Raw genomic sequence first — 15970 nt, 5'->3', positions numbered from 1 at the left:
TTCCGTCGCCGTAGCGGGGCGTGCTCTGAAGGCCCGGGCTCCACGCCCGGGCATTTTTCATGCTCTCCTATATCTATTGCATCTCTCGGCGCGCCACCCGCGCCGTCCGCGCCACCCGCGCCGCCGGGCCTGCGCGCCTCCCGCACCGGGCGGAACCGGCGACCGCCCGCGCCACCCGCGCCACCCGCGCCGCCCGCGCCACGCGCCGACGTGGGCGTCGGCAAGCAATCGCGCCGTGACTGCCGGGGCGGACGTTATGCTCGTGACTGCCGGGGCGCTCCGGCGGCCGGCGGCGCCTCGCCGGAGTGGGGGAGCGTCCGGACGACACGCCGCCTACACCTTTTGGATAAGCCACCCAGGGGGTAGCCGAATTGCCGCATTTCGGGGGCGGCGGCGATCCGCCTCCGGAGCGGGCCGGGCGCGGCACGCGGGGGACGTCGGGCCGGGCCGCCGCCGGGAGGCCGCCGAGGCGGCCCGTGACGCTGGGACAACGCTGAAATCTCTGAATGAATCCTGCGCGCGGGGCTCCCGGATGCCCCGGAACCTGCGCCGACACCCTTCACGGAGGTCCCTCCGCAGCGGGCCCGGAGGCCTCGTCGTGTCTGGCATCGACCCCGGGAACTGGCTTAGGATTATGCGTGTAACACTTGCGGCGACCCCGATCCGGGGTCGCTTATAGTCAGGAGGAATTTATGACTGCTGTGGCACCACGGCGCGAAACGTATGTCGCGCCGGCGCGCCCGGAGCCCACGGGCAACGCCCGCAAGGGCTCCAAGTTCTGGATGCTGCTGACGACCACCGACCACAAGCAGCTCGGCATCATGTACATCATCATGTCGATGATCTGGTTCTTCGTCGGTGGCCTGATGGCGCTGATCATCCGTGCGGAGCTGTTCAGCCCCGGCCTGCAGTTCCTGTCCAACGAGCAGTTCAACCAGCTGTTCACCATGCACGGCACGGTGATGCTGCTGGCGTTCGGAACCCCGATCGTCTGGGGCTTCGCCAACTACGTGCTGCCGCTGCAGATCGGCGCGCCGGACGTGGCCTTCCCGCGTCTGAACTCGTTCGGTTTCTGGGTCACCCAGCTCGGCGTCGTCGCCATGCTGCTCGGCTTCATCACCCCCGGTGGTGCCGCCGACTTCGGCTGGACGATGTACTCGCCGCTGTCCGACTCCATCCACACCCCGGGTGTGGGCGCTGACTTCTGGATCGTCGGCGTCGGTGCCACCGGTATCGGTACCGTCGCCTCGGCGATCAACATGCTGACCACCATCCTGTGCCTGCGTGCCCCCGGCATGACCATGTTCCGCATGCCGGTCTTCACCTGGAACATTCTGGTGGCCTCCGTCATCGCGCTGCTGATCTTCCCGCTGCTGCTGGCCGCGGCCCTCGGCATCCTCTACGACCGCAAGCTCGGCGGCCACATCTACGACCCGGGCAACGGTGGCTCCATCCTGTGGCAGCACCTGTTCTGGTTCTTCGGCCACCCGGAGGTCTACGTTCTCGCGCTGCCGTTCTTCGGCATCATCTCCGAGGTCATCCCGGTCTTCAGCCGTAAGCCGATGTTCGGCTACGTCGGCCTGGTTTTCGCCACCCTGTCCATCGGCGCCCTGTCGATGGCCGTGTGGGCGCACCACATGTTCGTCACCGGCGCGATCCTGCTGCCGTTCTTCTCGTTCATGACCTTCCTGATCTCCGTGCCGACCGGCGTGAAGTTCTTCAACTGGACCGGCACCATGTGGAAGGGCCACATCACCTGGGAGACCCCGATGATCTTCGCCGTGGGCTTCATGGCGACCTTCCTCTTCGGTGGTCTGACCGGCATCATGCTGGCCTCCCCGCCGCTGGACTTCCACCTGGCGGACTCCTACTTCCTGATCGCGCACTTCCACTACACGCTGTTCGGCACGCTGGTGTTCGCCTCCTTCTCCGGCATCTACTTCTGGTTCCCGAAGATGACGGGCCGCATGCTGGACGAGCGTCTGGGCAAGATCCACTTCTGGCTGACCTTCGTCGGCTTCCAGGGCACCTTCATGGTCCAGCACTGGCTGGGCAACATGGGCATGCCGCGTCGTTACGCGGACTACCTGGACTCCGACGGCTTCACCACTCTGAACCAGGTCTCCACGATCTTCTCCTTCCTGCTGGGGCTGTCGGTCCTGCCGTTCATCTGGAACGTCTTCAAGTCCTGGCGCTACGGCGAGGTCGTCACCGTCGATGACCCGTGGGGCTACGGCAACTCCCTCGAGTGGGCCACCTCCTGCCCGCCGCCGCGCCACAACTTCACCTCGATGCCGCGCATCCGCTCGGAGCGCCCGGCCTTCGAGCTGCACTACCCGCACATGGTTGAGCGCATGCGCCGCGAGGCCCACACCGGGAGCCACTGACGGCCACCCCGTAGCGACCATGGAGCGCACATCTCCTGACTGAAAGCTCGGACCTCCCCCTCCCGCCCGCACCGCGGGCGACGGGGCGGGGTCCGAACTTTTTGCGTTCCGGGCCGGCCCACGCGCCCCCGGGCTCGCCCAACCCCCAGACAACCCCCTCGTTCCAGCCGCCAAGGACAAGGAAGCTTCACCACCGTGACCGACAACCACGACAACCCCACCGAGTACCGCGTCGAGCTCCAGGACGGGCTGACCCCCGCGGTCATCACGGTCTCCGGGCCGGACCGCCCAGGCGTCTCCGCCGCGTTCTTCCGCGTGCTCTCCGCCCACGAGGTCCAGCTACTCGACGTCGAGCAGTCCGAGTTCCGCGGCCGCCTCCAGCTGGCCGCCTTCGTCGGCGTCGCCCCCGAGCGCACCGACGTGCTCCGCGACGGCCTGGAGACGACCCTGCGTGCCCACGACCAGCACGTCACGGTCGAGCTGCCGGACCAGCCGGCGGTGGGCCGCCCGCGTTCCACCCACGTCGTCGTGATCCTGGGCAACCCGGTCACGGCCCGCGACGTCTCCGCGGTCGGCCAGACCCTGGCGGACTACGGCGCGAACATCGACCGCATCCGCGGCGTGGCCGACTACCCGGTCACCGGCCTGGAGCTGCGCATCACGATCGCCAGCCCGGAGCCGGGCGGCGGCGCGGCGCTGCGCAAGGCTCTTGCCGAGCGCACCGCGGAGCTCGGCGTCGACATCGCCATCGAGCGCGCCGGCCTGCTGCGCCGTTCCAAGCGCCTGGTCTGCTTCGACTGCGACTCCACCCTGATCACCGGCGAGGTCATCGAGATGCTGGCCGCCCACGCCGGCAAGGAGTCCGAGGTCGCCGAGGTCACCGCCCGTGCCATGCGCGGCGAGCTCGACTTCGAGGAGTCGTTGCGCGAGCGCGTCGCCACGCTCAAGGGCCTGGACGTTTCCGTGCTCGACGAGACAGCCGCCGCCATCGAGCTGACCCCGGGCGCGCGTACGACGATCCGGACCCTGAAGAAGATGGGCTACTCCGTGGCGGTCGTCTCGGGCGGCTTCACCCGCGTGCTCGAGGGCCTGGCCGAGGAGCTCGAGCTCGACTACGTGCGCGCCAACACCCTGGAGATCGAGGACGGCAAGCTGACCGGCCGCGTGCTCGGCGACGTCGTCGACCGCGCCGCGAAGGCGAACTTCCTGCGCTCCTTCGCCGAGGCCGAGGGCCTGCAGATGCACCAGACCGTCGCGGTCGGCGACGGCGCCAACGACATCGACATGCTCTCCGCCGCCGGCCTGGGCATCGCCTTCAACGCCAAGCCGGCTCTGCGCGAGGTCGCCGACACCTCCGTCAACCACCCTTTCCTCGACGAGGTCCTCTACATCCTGGGCGTGCCGCGTGAGGAGGTCGACTCCTCCGACCTGGAGGAGGGCACCTTCCGCAAGGTGGCGCTGGAGCGTTGACACCCCCGCTTGACGACGTCGCGCTGGTGCGCGTCGCGCACCAGTTCCTGCAGGCGTCGGTGAGCGCCGACCCTGCCGACCGGGACGAGGACCCGTCGCGCCCGGAGACGGTCCAGGCGATGCAGATCGCCCTGGAGATCCCGAAGCAGGACCCGCCGGCGCGCACGGACCTGCTGGAGGCGGCCGCGCGTGCGGCGGTGGCGGTCTGCCTGGACCCGCGCGCGGGGCAGGACGGGCCGTGGCGCGAGAGGCTGGCGGCCTGGTACGGCCACCGCATCCGCAAGGTGGCCCGCCGGGCGCGCAACAAGGCGTGGCGCGACGTGCAGGCGCTGCCCGGGGTGACGGTGACGCAGAACGGCGCGTCGGCGCGTGCGTTCGTGCCGTCGGCCGTCTCCGAGGTGCCGCACGCCGTGTCGAAGCTGCAGATCCGCGGCACGGACCTCGAGGCCGATGAGCCGGGCGAGGTCCCGGAGGACGCCGCGCTCATCCTCGTCGACGAGGCGCTGGCGATGAGCACGGGCAAGGACGCCGCCCAGGTCGGCCACGCCTCGATGCTGCTGGCCGCGGCGATGGACACCGACGCTGCCGTGGCGTGGGCGGCGGCGGGCTTCCCGCTGGCGGTGCGCGAGGTGCCGGCCGCCGAGTTCGCCCGTGCGGCGGCGCGTGCCGGGGCCGTCGTGGTCCGCGACGCCGGCTTCACCGAGGTCGCCCCGGGCTCGGCCACCGCGGTGGCCCTCCCACCGCGCCGCTGATCCGAAGCACCCGCGGTCGGCGGGACGCTCCGTAGGGCAGCTCCGGCGCGCTGTGAAGGGGCGCAGGGGAGGGCGGCTGGAGTGACGCCGCCGCGTCGTGCGGGAGTCCACGCCAGAGCTCGGTGTGGAGGTTTCGGCCTTTGGCCCCGGTGGGGGAGCGCCTACTTCTCGGCGCCGGTGACGAGGCGCTTGAGCGCCCCGCGGGCGACCTGCCCGTCGGTGGTCTCCCAGTAGCGGGGGATCGAGGCGCGCAGGAAGGACCCGTAGCGCTTGGTCACCAGGCGCGGGTCGAGCACCGAGACCACCCCGCGGTCGGTCACCGAGCGCAGCAGCCGGCCGGTGCCCTGGGCGAGCAGCAGCGCCGCGTGGGTCGCGGCGACCTCCATGAACCCGTTGCGCCCGGCGGCGTCCGCGGCCTCCTTGCGCGCCTGCAGCAGGGGGTCGTCGGGGCGGGGGAAGGGGATGCGGTCGATGATGACCTGCGAGCACGACGGCCCCGGCACGTCCACGCCCTGCCACAGCGTCAGGGTGCCGAACAGGCACGTGTGCTCGTCGGCGGCGAAGCGGTCGACGAGCGCGCCGGTGGCGTCGTCACCCTGCAGCAGCACGTCGAAGGGCAGCCGCGGGCGCAGCGCCTCGGCGGCCTGCCGGGCGGCCCGCTTCGAGGAGAACAGCCCGAGCGTGCGGCCGCCGGCGGCGAGGATGAGGTCGTGGATCTCGTCGAGAACGGGCTCCTCCAGCCCCGCCCGCCCGGGCAGCGGCAGGCTCTTGGCCACGTAGAGGATCGCCGAGCGCCGCGGGTCGAACGGCGTGCCCACGTCCAGGCTGTCCCAGGCGCCCTTGGCCAGCCCCCAGGTCGCGGCCATCGCGTCGAAGCGCCCGCCCAGCGCCAGCGTCGCCGAGGTCAGCACCACCGTGTTCTCCGCGAACAGGCGACCGGCCAGCAGCTCGGCCACCGACAGCGGCGCCACGGTCAACGCCGCCCCGCGGCGCTCGTCGACGGCCAGCCAGACCACGTCGTCCTGCTCGGTGGGGTCCTCGACCTCGAAGACGGTCAGGATCCGCACCAGCGCGTCGTGCAGCTCCATCAGGTGGTTCGACAGGTTCATCCGCTCGGCGTGGTGCTCGGGGTCGTCGCTCGCCTCGCCCTGTGGCGCGTCGGCGACGTGGCCGCGCAGCTCCCACACGGCGTCGCGCAGCCCCACCAGCAGCGTGCGGGTGTGGTCGTCGACGCTGGTCCAGCGCCCGTCGCCGAGCGTGACGGCGTGGTCGGCCCACGCCTCGGCGGCCTCGACCAGCTCGGTGTCGCCGCGCGCCTTCAGCTTGCCGGCGCGTGTGGCCGCCTGCTTGAGCGCGGTGCCCGTGATCTGCTCGGTGGCCACCGACGTGATCCGCCCGTCGAGCTCGTGGGCCTCGTCGACGATCACGACGTCGTGCTCGGGCAGCACCGCCGCGTCCGAGAGCGCGTCGATGGCCAGCAGCGCGTGGTTGGTCACCACCACGTCGACGTCGGCCGTGCGGGCACGCGCCAGCTCCGCGAAGCAGTCCTCCCCGTGCGGGCAGCGGTTGCTCCCCAGGCACTCCCGCGAACTGACCGACACGGTGCGCCACACCTTGTCCGGCACGCCCGGCTCGAGGTCGTCGCGGTCGCCGGACTCGGTCTCCTGCGCCCAGTCGCGCACCCGCTTGACCTGCCGGCCCAGCCACCCGACGTCGGCCTCGTCCAGCAGAGCCTCGTCCTCGGGGGCGTCGGCAGCGGCGATCTTGTTCAGGCACAGGTAGTTGCCCCGGCCCTTCTGGATCGCGAACGTCGGCCGGTGCGGCAGCATCTCCTCGAGCGCGTCGGCCAGCCGCGGCAGGTCCCGGCCCACCAGCTGGCGCTGCAGCGCGATGGTGGCCGTGGAGACGACGACGGTGGTGCCGGTGGCCTGGGCGTGCCGGATCGCCGGCACCAGGTACGCCAGCGACTTGCCGGTGCCGGTGCCGGCCTGCACGGCGAGGTGGCGCTCGGCGTCGATGGCACCGGTGACCGCCTCCGCCATGCGCGCCTGGCCGGCGCGGCGGGAACCGCCCAGGGCGACCACCGCGGCGTCGAGAAGCGAGGCGGTGGAGGGCAGCTCGGTTACGTCAGCGTCGTCGGACATGGACCCCGAGTCTAGCGGTGGATCACTCCCGCGCCGTCTCCGGGAAGCCGACGAAGCGCACCGTGACGGCCGGCTCGTCGCGCGAGAGCGCCAGGCCCTCCCACGGCAGGGTCACCAGCTGGTCGGCGAGGTAGTCGCGCGACTCCTGCAGCGTCGGCTGGCCGGGCACGATCTCGCCGTCGCGCATCAGCGGCACGGTCAGCTCGCGGGCGTCGGCGTCGCCGACCTCCGGGTCCTCGGCGTCGAAGGGCACCACGATCTCCTCGATGGCGGTGCCGGTGGAGCGGTAGGTGCGCAGCGCGCGCTTGGTGCCGCCGGTCATGGCCTTGCCGCGGGAGCGCTTGGCCACCGGGTGGCCGTCGACCTCCACGAGCTTGTAGACCATGCCCATCGTCGGCGAGCCGGAGCCGGTGACCACGGAGGTGCCCACGCCGAAGGAGTCGACGGGGTCGCCGCGCAGGCCGGCGATGGAGAACTCGTCGAGGTCCGAGGAGACGACGACCTTCGTGTTGTAGGCGCCGAGCTCGTCGAGCTGCCGGCGCACCCGCCGCGTCATCGAGCCCAGATCGCCGGAGTCGATGCGCACGCCGCCCAGCCCGGTGCCGGCGACCTCGATGGCGGTGCGCACACCCTGCGCGACGTCGTAGGTGTCCACGAGCAGCACCGTGTCCACGCCCAGCGAGTCGATCTGCGAGCGGAAGGCGCCGGCCTCGTCGGGGCGGCCGTCCTCGTCGACGTGCAGCAGCGTCCAGGCGTGGGCGGAGGTGCCCGCGGCGGGGATGCCGTAGCGGTGCGCGGCCTCGAGGTTCGACGTGGAGTCGAAGCCGGCGAGGTAGGCGGCGCGCGAGGCGGTCACGGCGGCGTACTCGTGGGTGCGGCGCGAGCCCATCTCCATGATGGGGCGGCCGTCGGCGGCGGTGACCATGCGCGCGGCGGCGGTCGCCACGGCGGAGTCGGCGTTGAGGATCGACAGCACGACGGTCTCGAGCAGCACGCACTCGGCGAAGGTGCCGCGCACGGTCAGGATCGGCGAGTACGGGAAGTACAGCTCGCCCTCGCGGAAGCCGTCGATCTGGCCGCTGAAGCGGAAGTTGCGCAGGAAGTCGACGGTCTCGTCGCTGAGGAAGTCGAGCGTGGCCAGCTGCTCCTCGGTGAAGTAGAAGTCGCGCACGGCCTCGAGCACCCTGGGGATGCCGGCGACCACGCCGTAGCGGCGCTCATTGGGCAGTTTGCGGGCGAAGACCTCGAAGGTCGCCTGGCGGTGTGCGGTCCCGTCCCCGAGGGCGGCCTCCAGCATCGTCAGCTCATACATGTCGGTGAGCAGCGAGGTGGAGCGGTTGGTCGGGAGGGAGGAGTTGTTCGGCTCAGCCATGACCCCACCCTAGTACCCGTGACCTCGCCCAGGAACCTGTCAACCCTTTTTGCGCCGGAACGCGCCGGCCGGTCAGTCGGCGGTATGCACCTCGTAGAAGTCGTCGGTGCGGGTGATCTGGCCCTCGGAGTCGACCCAGAGGCGGTCGCCGTCGATGTAGATGGTGGTCGCGCGCGTGGTCATCTCGAAGTGGTCGTCGCCGGAGTGCCGCGTGACCTCGGTGCGCCAGGGGCCCTGCCCGAAGTTGTCCAGGTAGTACAGCCCGGAGCCGCCGTCGCAGATGAGCACCTGCCCGGCCGGCGCCTGCGCGGCGTAGACCCACCGGTCGCCGCCCCGGCAGCTCATGCCGCCGTCGAAGCCGGTGCGGGACATGCCCTCCGGCGTGCCCGTCGCCCGTGTGCTGGTGCTCGGGCTCTTGCTTGACGACGCCGCGGTGCTCGGCGCCCCGTGCGTCGTGGTGCCGACGGTGCTCAGTTCCGCCTGCCCGGCGGCGGAGGTGTCGGTGTCGTCGCTCTTCCAGGGGCGCAGCAGGGCGAGGGCGGCGCCGAGGCCGATCAGGGCGAGCACGGCGACGGCGATGAGCACGGCGACGCCGGCGCGGCGGCCGCGCGAGGGGCCCTCCTCGGGCTCCGGCGGCTGCGGCGGCTGCGGCGGCTGCTGGTACCCGCCGGGGTACCCGCCCTGCCCGGGGAAGACCTGCTGCGGCCGCTGCGGCTGCTGCGGGCCGCCGCCCCAGGAGTCGGGGTACCGGCCGCCGTTGTTCTGGGGCATCGTCTTCTCCTCCTGGCTCGGGGCGGGGTTGCAGGCCTGATGCTACCCGGCCCGCGTGACGCTGCCCCGGGCCGCCGGGCATGACTAGGCTGTGGGACATGGAACGGCCGTCGATGCGATACCGGGAGACACTGATGGGTTCACCCATGGCCACCCCCGAGGTGGACGAGGAGATCGAGGTCGACGTCGCCACCTCGGAGAACCTGCCCTGGATGTGCATCGTCTGGGACGACCCGGTCAACCTGATGAGCTACGTGACCTACGTGTTCCAGACGGTGCTGGGCTACGGACGCAAGCGCGCCACGGAACTGATGATGCAGGTGCACACCGAGGGCCGGGCCGTCGTCTCCTCCGGGGAGCGCGACAAGGTCGAGGGCGACGTGAAGAAGCTCCAGGTCGCCGGCCTGTGGGCGACGATGCAGCAGGCCGGCTGAGGCGCGAGGAAGGCAGAGCAGCAGACATGCAGGACTGGCGCAGGAAGAAGGGGCTCATGCGCGCCCCGCGCTACCACACGGTCTTCGACCCGATGGAACGTGAGGTGCTGGGCAACCTGGCCTCCACGCTCGGCGAGGCGCTGATGGAGCGCGTGCGCTCGGCGCCGAAGGACGAGCTGGCGGAGATGACGGGGATGCCGTCGGGTCACCGCGAGCCGCCGCAGGACCCGGGCCTGGCCCGGCTGCTGCCGAACTTCGCCCGCGAGGGCGACGAAGAGTTCGACGGCGACAACCAGCTGCTGCGCTCGCTGCACGAGAACGACATCACGCGTGCGAAGCTGGAGAACCTGCAGGCGGTCACGGCGGCGCTGGGTCCGGACGGCGGGGTGGACGTCACCCTCGACGAGGCTGAGGCGCGCGCCTGGATCGCCGCGCTCAACGACATCCGCCTCTACGTCGCCGCGGGCAACGGGCTGGCCGGCTCGGGGCTGGAGGGAACGGAGGTCGTGCCCGGTGAGGCGGCCACGGTCGAGGCGGAGCGCCTCGTCGAGTGGCTGGCCTACAACCAGGAGTCCCTCCTGACGGCCGTGACGGGGGAGTGAGATGACCGGTTCGATTGTCGACGTCCCGGGTCTCGCCGTCGGGCATGCAAGTCTCGGTGACACCGGGGTCACCGTGGTGCGGGTGACCGACCCTGCCGGCGCCGTCGCCTCCGTCGACGTGCGCGGCGGCGGGCCCGGCACCCGTGAGACCGATCTGCTGGCGCCGGAGAACACCGTCGAGCGCGTCCACGCGGTCGTGCTCAGCGGCGGTTCGGCCTTCGGGCTGGCCGCGGCGGACGGGGTGATGCGCGCCCTGGCGGAGCAGCAGGTCGGCTTCGCACCGTTGGGGGAGGGGCACCCCGCGCGGGTGCCGATCGTTCCCGCGGCCGTGATCTTCGATCTGGCGGTCGGCTCGGCCGACCACTTCCCGTCCCCGGCGGACGGGCGGGCCGCGCTGGCCGACAGCGTGGACAACCACTCCGACGCCCGCGGCAGCGTGGGCGCCGGCTGCGGGGCGAGCGCCGGGCGGCTGCGCGGCGGTTTCGGCCAGGCGGCCGTGACCGTCGGGGAGCACACGGTGGCCGCCGCGGTGGTGGCCAACCCGGTCGGCGAGGTCGTCGACCCGATGACGGGCCGGTTCTGGGCGGACGAGGACCGCGCGCCGGTGGACCCGGCCCGCATGGCGCTGCTGCACGCGCCGGACGGTTCGCTGAACACGACGATCGGCGTGGTCGCAACGGACGCGCCGCTGACCAAGGCGCAGGCGCGCCGGGTGGCCATGGTCGCCCACGACGGCATCGCCCGGGCGGTGCGCCCGGCGCACTCGCCGCTGGACGGCGACACCCTCTTCGCCCTCTCCACCGCCCCTGTCGCAGCCGCAGGAACCGGTGTGCAGCACTCGTCTGAGCATGCAGCCGGCACCTCTGATCCGGTGGCGCTGGCGCGCATCGGCGAGGCCGGGGCGGAGGCGGTGGCGGCCGCGGTCGTCGACGCCGTCGCCAACGCGGCGCCCGGCGACGAGCTGCCGGTCACCGCCTACGAGGAGCTGCTGTGAGGCGGGCGCCGGCGAACCTGCGCACGGGTCTGGCCTGCGCCGTCGGATACCTCGTGGTCCTCTGGGCGGTGCACCTGGTCAACGTGTTCCTCTTCGGCGGCAACCTGGTCGCGCTGGGCATCCACCCGCTCGACCCGTCGAGCCTGTGGCACATCGCCACGGCCCCGGTGCTGCACGCGGACTTCTCGCACCTGACGTCGAACTCCGTGCCCGGGGCGATCTTCGCCTTCCTCGTCGGGCTGTCGGGCAGGCGGGCCTTCTGGGAGGTCACGGCCTTCGTCGTGGTCGTCGGCGGGGCCGGCACCTGGTTCTTCGGCGGGGTGGGCACCAACCACATCGGCGCCTCGATGCTGGTCTACGGATGGCTGATCTACCTGCTCATCCGCGGCATCTTCAACCGCTCGCTGGGCCAGATCGCGCTCGGGGTGGTGCTGTTCATCTCGTACTCGGGCCTCTTGTGGGGCGTGCTGCCCGGCACCCCGGGGATGTCCTGGCAGGCGCACCTCTTCGGCGCGATCGGTGGCGTGCTCGCCGGGATGATCATTACCTCCGACGACCCGCCGAAGAACAAGGCCCCGCGCGCCTCGTCCGGCCGCGGCCACGGACGCGGGTACGGCGGCGGTTCCGGCACCGGTCAGCAGGGCTTCGGGCCCGCCGGCAACTTCGGCACGGGCCAGCAGGGTGACCCCGGCTGGTCCAGCCGGTTCTGAACGCGGCGGGTCAGGCGTAGGGGTCGCTGACCGCGTCCAGCGAGGTGACCTCCGCCGGGCTGAGCTGCAGGCCGGCCACCGCCACCAGGGCGTCGAGCTGACCGGTCCCGGACACCGAGGCGATCGGCGCCGTCGCGCCCTTCGCCCGCAGCCAGGCCAGCGCCACGGTGGGCACCTCGACATCGTGCATCGCGGCGACCTGCTCCAGGCGCGCGACCACGCGCAGCGCCTCCGGGGTCACCGTGCCCTCGGTGAACCGCGAGCGCGCCGTGCCCGCCACGTCCGCCGCGCTGCGGTACTTGCCCGTCAGCACGCCGGAGGCCAGCGCGAAGTAGGGGAAGACCCCGGGGCGGTACTGCTCGACGACCGGGCGCAGCTGCGTCTCGTACTCCGCGCGGTGCAGCAGGTTGTAGTGCGGCTGCACCGCCACCGGGAACGCCGGGGTGCCCCGGGAGACCCGGAAGAACTCCCGCATCCGGTCCGCCGGGTAGTTCGACAGGCCCACGTGGCGGATCTTGCCCGCCTCGACGAGCCCGGCCATCGCCTCCACCTGGTCCTCGACGGGCACCTGCGGGTCGTCGGCGTGCAGGTAGTACAGCGGGATCGTCTCCAGGCCCAGCCGGCGCAGCGAGTCCTCGCAGCCGGCGGTCACCGCCGCGGCCGTGACCGTGTCATTCGGCGGCAGCTTGCCCACCTTCGTGGCCACCACGACCTCGTCGGCGCAGCCGCGCTCGGCGAGCCAGGCGCCGATGACCTGCTCGCTCTCGCCGCCCGAGAGGCCCTCGCCCCACCGGGAGTAGACGTCGGCGGTGTCGACGAAGTTGCCGCCCGCCTCGCGGTAGGCGTCCAGGATCTCGAAGCTCGTGGCCTTGTCGGCGGTCCAGCCGAAGGTGTTGCCGCCCAGGTTCAGGGGGAAGACCTCCAGGTCGGAGGCACCCACCTGCACGCGGGCCGGGTCAGGGGCGGAGGTGCGGTTCGACGCGTTCACACCCCCGATCGTAACGGCGCGGCCGCCCGGGCGCCGGGGCGTTCGCGCGTCCCCACGCAACCGCGCAACAAACGCACCGGCGGCGACGGGCGCGACGTCGGCAATTGAACACCCGCGATAGGATCGGGGGACGTGAAGGACACCAGCGCACCCATCGGCATCTTCGACTCCGGCCTCGGCGGGCTGACCGTGGCGCGCACAATCGTCGACCAGCTGCCCAACGAATCCGTGGCCTACATCGGCGACACCGCGCACGCCCCCTACGGCCCGCGCCCCATCGCCGAGGTACGCCGGCTCGCCGCCGACATCGCCGACGAACTCGTCGGCCGCGGCTGCAAGGCGCTCGTCATCGCCTGCAACACCGCCTCCTCGGCGTTCCTGCACGACGCCCGCGAACGTTACGACGTCCCCGTCATCGAGGTCATCCGGCCCGCCGTGCGGCGTGCCGTGGCCACCACGCGCAACGGCAAGATCGGCGTGATCGGCACCCGCGGCACCATCACCTCCGGCGCCTACCAGGACCTCTTCTCCGTCACCCCCGGCATCGAGGTCACCGCCGCCGCCTGCCCCGCCTTCGTCGACTTCGTCGAACGCGGCGTGACCTCCGGGCGCCAGATCCTCGGGGTGGCCGAGGGCTACCTCGCGCCGCTGCAGGCCGCCGGAGTCGACACGCTCGTCCTCGGCTGCACGCACTACCCGCTGCTCTCCGGCGTCATCCAGCTCGCCGTCGGCGGCAACGTCACGCTCGTCTCGTCCGCCGAGGAGGCCGCCAAGGACACCCTGCGCGCCCTCGCCGAACACGACCTCTTCCGCGACCCCGAGGTCGACGGGCCGCCCACGCGCACCTTCGAGTCCACCGGCGACCCCCGCACCTTCGCCGCGCTCGCGCACCGCTTCCTCGGCCCCGAGCTGGCGCAGGTCCGCGAGACCGACATCGCCTGGAGCTGATCCCGGCGGGGCGAGGCGTTCGAAATATTTTGCCGGGCGTGGCACTGTTGAGTGCATGAGGTTGACCATCCTAGGAAGCTCGGGCAGTCTGGCCGCTCCCGACAACCCCGCCTCCGGCTACCTCCTCGAGGTCGACAACGCCCCGGGGGTGGTCCTCGACCTGGGCCCCGGCACCCTGGCCCGGCTGCAGCGGTTCATCGACCCGGCCAGCGTGCACGTGCTGTTCTCGCACCTGCACGCCGACCACTGCCTCGACTTCCCCTCGCTGATGGTCTGGCGCCGCTTCCACCCGGACGCGCCGGCGGTCGCGCGCAGCCTGCTCTACGCGCCGAAGCCCGCGCCCGTCTTCTTCGGGCGGCTGTCCTCCGACGACCAGCCTGACGGCGTCGACGACCTCTCGGACACCTTCGCGTTCACGCCGTGGCGCGCCCACCAGCCCGAGATTGTCGACCGTGTGACCGTCACGCCCTACCCGATGGTCCACCCCGTCGAGGCCTACGCGTTGCGCGTCGAGGAGCACACCACGGGCGCGACCTTGGCCTACTCCGGCGACACCGCCTACAACGACCAGCTCGTCGAGGCCGCCCGCGACGTCGACCTGTTCCTGTGCGAGGCCAACTGGGGCACCGACTCCGGCGACGACGTGCCCGGCATGCACATGAACGGCGCCGAGGCCGGACGTGCCGCGCGCCTGGCCGGGGCGAAGCACCTGGTGATCATCCACGTGCCGCCGTGGGTGGACAAGCAGGCCACCGTGGCGGCGGCGGCCGAGGAGTTCGGCGGGCCCGTCGAGTTCGGCGACCCCGGCACCGTCTACACCGTCTGAGCCGCCCCGGCGCGGTAGCCTGGGCGCATGAGTTTCACGCAGAGCTACCGCCGCGCCGACGGGCGCGCCCAGGACGAGATGCGCCCGGTGCGCATCACCCGCAACTTCACCTCGAACCCGGCCGGCAGCGTGCTCGTCGAGTTCGGCGAGACGCGCGTGATGTGCACCGCGTCGGTGGAGGAGCGCGTGCCGCGCTTCAAGAAGGACTCCGGCGAGGGCTGGCTGACCGCCGAGTACGCGATGCTGCCGGCCGCCAGCAACGAGCGCATGCCGCGCGAGTCCGTCAAGGGCAAGCTCAAGGGCCGCACCCAGGAGATCTCGCGCCTGATCGGCCGTTCCCTGCGCGCCGCGGTGGACCTGTCCGAGCTCGGCGAGAACACCATTCAGATCGACTGCGACGTGCTGCAGGCCGACGGCGGCACCCGCACCGCGTCGATCACGGGCGCCTACGTGGCGCTGGCCGACGCGATCAAGGAGCTCAAGGGCCGCGGCGTGGTACCGGGCAACCCGCTCAAGGAGCCGGTCGTGGCCGTGTCCGTGGGCCTGATCGAGGGCCACGTCTGCCTGGACCTGCCCTACGAGGAGGACTCCCGCGCCGAGGTCGACATGAACGTGGTGATGAACTCCGAGGGCCAGTTCGTCGAGATCCAGGGCACCGGCGAGAACGGCACCTTCACCCGCGAGCAGCTGGGGCTGTTCCTCACCGTCGCGGAGAAGGGCTGCCGTGAGCTGGTCGAGGCGCAGCGCGCGGCGCTGGCCGAGGACTGAGCGCATGCGTCTGCTGGTCGCCTCGAACAACCCCAAGAAGCTCGCGGAGCTGCGCCGGATTCTCGACGCCGCGGGGCTCGACCATGTCGAGCTCGTCCCGCTCGCCGATGCGCCGGCCTACCCGGAGCCGGTGGAGACGGGCCGCACGTTCGCGGACAACGCGCTGATCAAGGCGCGCGCGGGCGCGGCGGCGACGGGCCTGGTCACCGTGGCCGACGACTCGGGCCTGGCCGTCGAGGAGCTCAACGGCATGCCGGGTGTGCTCTCGGCGCGCTGGTCGGGCGGGCACGGTGACGACGCGGCGAACAACTCGCTGCTGCTGGCGCAGATGGGCGACGTCCCGGACGAGCGCCGTGGCTGCGCCTTCGTCTCCGTGTGCGCGCTGGTGACCCCCGACGGCGAGGAGACGCTGTCCGAGGGCCGCTGGGAGGGCCGGCTGCTGCGTGAGCCGGTCGGGGAGAACGGGTTCGGCTACGACCCGCTCTTCGTGCCCGCGGAGGAGGACGCCGTCGGGGCTGCGGCGCCGCGTTCCTCGGCGCAGCTGAGTGCGGAGGAGAAGGACGCGCTGTCGCACCGCGGCAAGGCGTTGGCCGGGTTGGTCGACGCCATCGCGCGCCTGGCGCGCTGAGCCGCCTTCAATTTCCGACGCCCCGCAGCCCAGGTGGCGGGGCGTCCTTGCGCGTTGCGTCGGGGCACGTCGGTGCGGCCGGTCTGCGGTTTCGCGCATGCCGAGTTGCCCGGCCAGTGGGCCGGGTTGTGTGATTCGGCGACGTGCCGGCAGCAGCGAGGATCTCCCACGCACTA

Annotated in this window: 15 protein-coding genes; 11 read left to right on the top strand and 4 right to left on the bottom strand. The window is 72.0% G+C overall.

The window, feature by feature from the left end; translation table 11 throughout:
- Positions 1-692: 692 nt before the first annotated feature.
- The 3 genes from ctaD to QP119_RS10275 all read left to right on the top strand — a co-directional run bounded on the left by ctaD (position 693) and on the right by QP119_RS10275 (position 4609).
- A complete protein-coding gene (ctaD, locus tag QP119_RS10285; protein WP_284775907.1) occupies positions 693-2387 on the top strand; it encodes a cytochrome c oxidase subunit I in 1695 nt (564 codons plus the stop codon).
- Positions 2388-2582: 195 nt separating this feature from the next.
- Positions 2583-3857, top strand: a complete 1275-nt coding sequence (gene serB, locus QP119_RS10280; RefSeq protein WP_284775904.1) for a phosphoserine phosphatase SerB — start codon at positions 2583-2585, stop codon at positions 3855-3857.
- Entirely contained in the window at positions 3854-4609 is a 756-nt protein-coding gene (locus QP119_RS10275) for a peptidyl-tRNA hydrolase (RefSeq protein ID WP_423777802.1), read from the top strand. Before serB ends, QP119_RS10275 begins: the two co-directional genes overlap by 4 nt.
- Before the next feature lie 161 nt (positions 4610-4770).
- Here the strand turns inward: QP119_RS10275 and QP119_RS10270 are convergent, their stop codons facing one another.
- The 3 genes from QP119_RS10270 to QP119_RS10260 form a co-directional block, all read right to left on the bottom strand.
- Complete coding sequence (locus tag QP119_RS10270; protein WP_284775903.1) at positions 4771-6753, bottom strand: ATP-dependent DNA helicase; 1983 nt, start codon at positions 6751-6753, stop codon at positions 4771-4773.
- 22 nt (positions 6754-6775) lie between these two features.
- The gene (locus tag QP119_RS10265; protein WP_284775901.1) at positions 6776-8125 is read right to left on the bottom strand and encodes a nicotinate phosphoribosyltransferase; all 1350 of its coding nucleotides are present in this window, start codon (positions 8123-8125) and stop codon (positions 6776-6778) included.
- Positions 8126-8197: 72 nt separating this feature from the next.
- A complete protein-coding gene (locus tag QP119_RS10260; RefSeq protein ID WP_284775899.1) occupies positions 8198-8896 on the bottom strand; it encodes a hypothetical protein in 699 nt (232 codons plus the stop codon).
- Positions 8897-9030: 134 nt separating this feature from the next.
- Between QP119_RS10260 and clpS the strand changes: the two genes are divergently transcribed.
- Genes clpS through QP119_RS10240 form a run of 4 tightly spaced genes read left to right on the top strand, consistent with a single transcriptional unit; the run spans position 9031 to position 11636 of the window.
- A complete protein-coding gene (gene clpS, locus QP119_RS10255; protein ID WP_075664460.1) occupies positions 9031-9330 on the top strand; it encodes an ATP-dependent Clp protease adapter ClpS in 300 nt (99 codons plus the stop codon).
- A 26-nt stretch (positions 9331-9356) separates the two neighbouring features.
- Positions 9357-9932 (top strand): DUF2017 domain-containing protein, encoded by a 576-nt coding sequence (locus QP119_RS10250; protein ID WP_284775898.1) that lies wholly within the window; start codon positions 9357-9359, stop codon positions 9930-9932.
- 1 nt (position 9933) lies between these two features.
- On the top strand, positions 9934-10926 hold the full coding sequence (locus QP119_RS10245; RefSeq protein WP_284775896.1) for a P1 family peptidase: 993 nt from the start codon (positions 9934-9936) through the stop codon (positions 10924-10926).
- Entirely contained in the window at positions 10923-11636 is a 714-nt protein-coding gene (locus QP119_RS10240) for a rhomboid family intramembrane serine protease (RefSeq protein WP_284775895.1), read from the top strand. The genes QP119_RS10245 and QP119_RS10240 overlap by 4 nt, the downstream gene beginning before the upstream one ends.
- A 10-nt stretch (positions 11637-11646) precedes the next feature.
- On the opposite strand, the gene QP119_RS10235 is transcribed toward QP119_RS10240, so the two are convergent.
- Positions 11647-12624, bottom strand: coding sequence for an aldo/keto reductase (locus tag QP119_RS10235; RefSeq protein ID WP_284775893.1), 978 nt, complete (start codon positions 12622-12624; stop codon positions 11647-11649).
- A 132-nt stretch (positions 12625-12756) separates the two neighbouring features.
- Between QP119_RS10235 and murI the strand changes: the two genes are divergently transcribed.
- The 4 genes from murI to QP119_RS10215 are packed head-to-tail and all read left to right on the top strand — an operon-like array spanning position 12757 to position 15794.
- Entirely contained in the window at positions 12757-13572 is an 816-nt protein-coding gene (murI, locus tag QP119_RS10230; RefSeq protein ID WP_284775892.1) for a glutamate racemase, read from the top strand.
- Positions 13573-13627: 55 nt separating this feature from the next.
- On the top strand, positions 13628-14398 hold the full coding sequence (locus QP119_RS10225) for an MBL fold metallo-hydrolase (RefSeq protein WP_284775890.1): 771 nt from the start codon (positions 13628-13630) through the stop codon (positions 14396-14398).
- Between the two features lie 27 nt (positions 14399-14425).
- Positions 14426-15166 carry a ribonuclease PH gene (gene rph / locus QP119_RS10220; protein ID WP_284775889.1) on the top strand — a complete coding sequence of 247 codons (741 nt, stop codon included), beginning with the start codon at positions 14426-14428 and terminating at the stop codon, positions 15164-15166.
- 4 nt (positions 15167-15170) lie between these two features.
- The gene (locus tag QP119_RS10215; RefSeq protein WP_284775887.1) at positions 15171-15794 is read left to right on the top strand and encodes a non-canonical purine NTP pyrophosphatase; all 624 of its coding nucleotides are present in this window, start codon (positions 15171-15173) and stop codon (positions 15792-15794) included.
- Positions 15795-15970 lie beyond the last annotated feature (176 nt).

The sequence above is a fragment of the Corynebacterium frankenforstense genome, assembly GCF_030211955.1.
GTDB lineage: Bacteria > Actinomycetota > Actinomycetes > Mycobacteriales > Mycobacteriaceae > Corynebacterium > Corynebacterium frankenforstense_A.
This window is presented reverse-complemented; position numbering and strand designations above follow the sequence as displayed.

What these genes read in the sequence shown, in the direction of transcription:
- ctaD (WP_284775907.1), top strand. Translation starts at nt 693, where the DNA reads ATGACTGCTGTGGCACCACGGCGCGAAACGTATGTCGCGCCGGCGCGC.
- QP119_RS10270 (WP_284775903.1), bottom strand. Translation starts at nt 6,753, where the DNA reads ATGTCCGACGACGCTGACGTAACCGAGCTGCCCTCCACCGCCTCGCTT.
- QP119_RS10265 (WP_284775901.1), bottom strand. Translation starts at nt 8,125, where the DNA reads ATGGCTGAGCCGAACAACTCCTCCCTCCCGACCAACCGCTCCACCTCG.
- QP119_RS10260 (WP_284775899.1), bottom strand. Translation starts at nt 8,896, where the DNA reads ATGCCCCAGAACAACGGCGGCCGGTACCCCGACTCCTGGGGCGGCGGC.
- clpS (WP_075664460.1), top strand. Translation starts at nt 9,031, where the DNA reads ATGGGTTCACCCATGGCCACCCCCGAGGTGGACGAGGAGATCGAGGTC.
- QP119_RS10250 (WP_284775898.1), top strand. Translation starts at nt 9,357, where the DNA reads ATGCAGGACTGGCGCAGGAAGAAGGGGCTCATGCGCGCCCCGCGCTAC.
- QP119_RS10245 (WP_284775896.1), top strand. Translation starts at nt 9,934, where the DNA reads ATGACCGGTTCGATTGTCGACGTCCCGGGTCTCGCCGTCGGGCATGCA.
- QP119_RS10225 (WP_284775890.1), top strand. Translation starts at nt 13,628, where the DNA reads ATGAGGTTGACCATCCTAGGAAGCTCGGGCAGTCTGGCCGCTCCCGAC.
- rph (WP_284775889.1), top strand. Translation starts at nt 14,426, where the DNA reads ATGAGTTTCACGCAGAGCTACCGCCGCGCCGACGGGCGCGCCCAGGAC.
- QP119_RS10215 (WP_284775887.1), top strand. Translation starts at nt 15,171, where the DNA reads ATGCGTCTGCTGGTCGCCTCGAACAACCCCAAGAAGCTCGCGGAGCTG.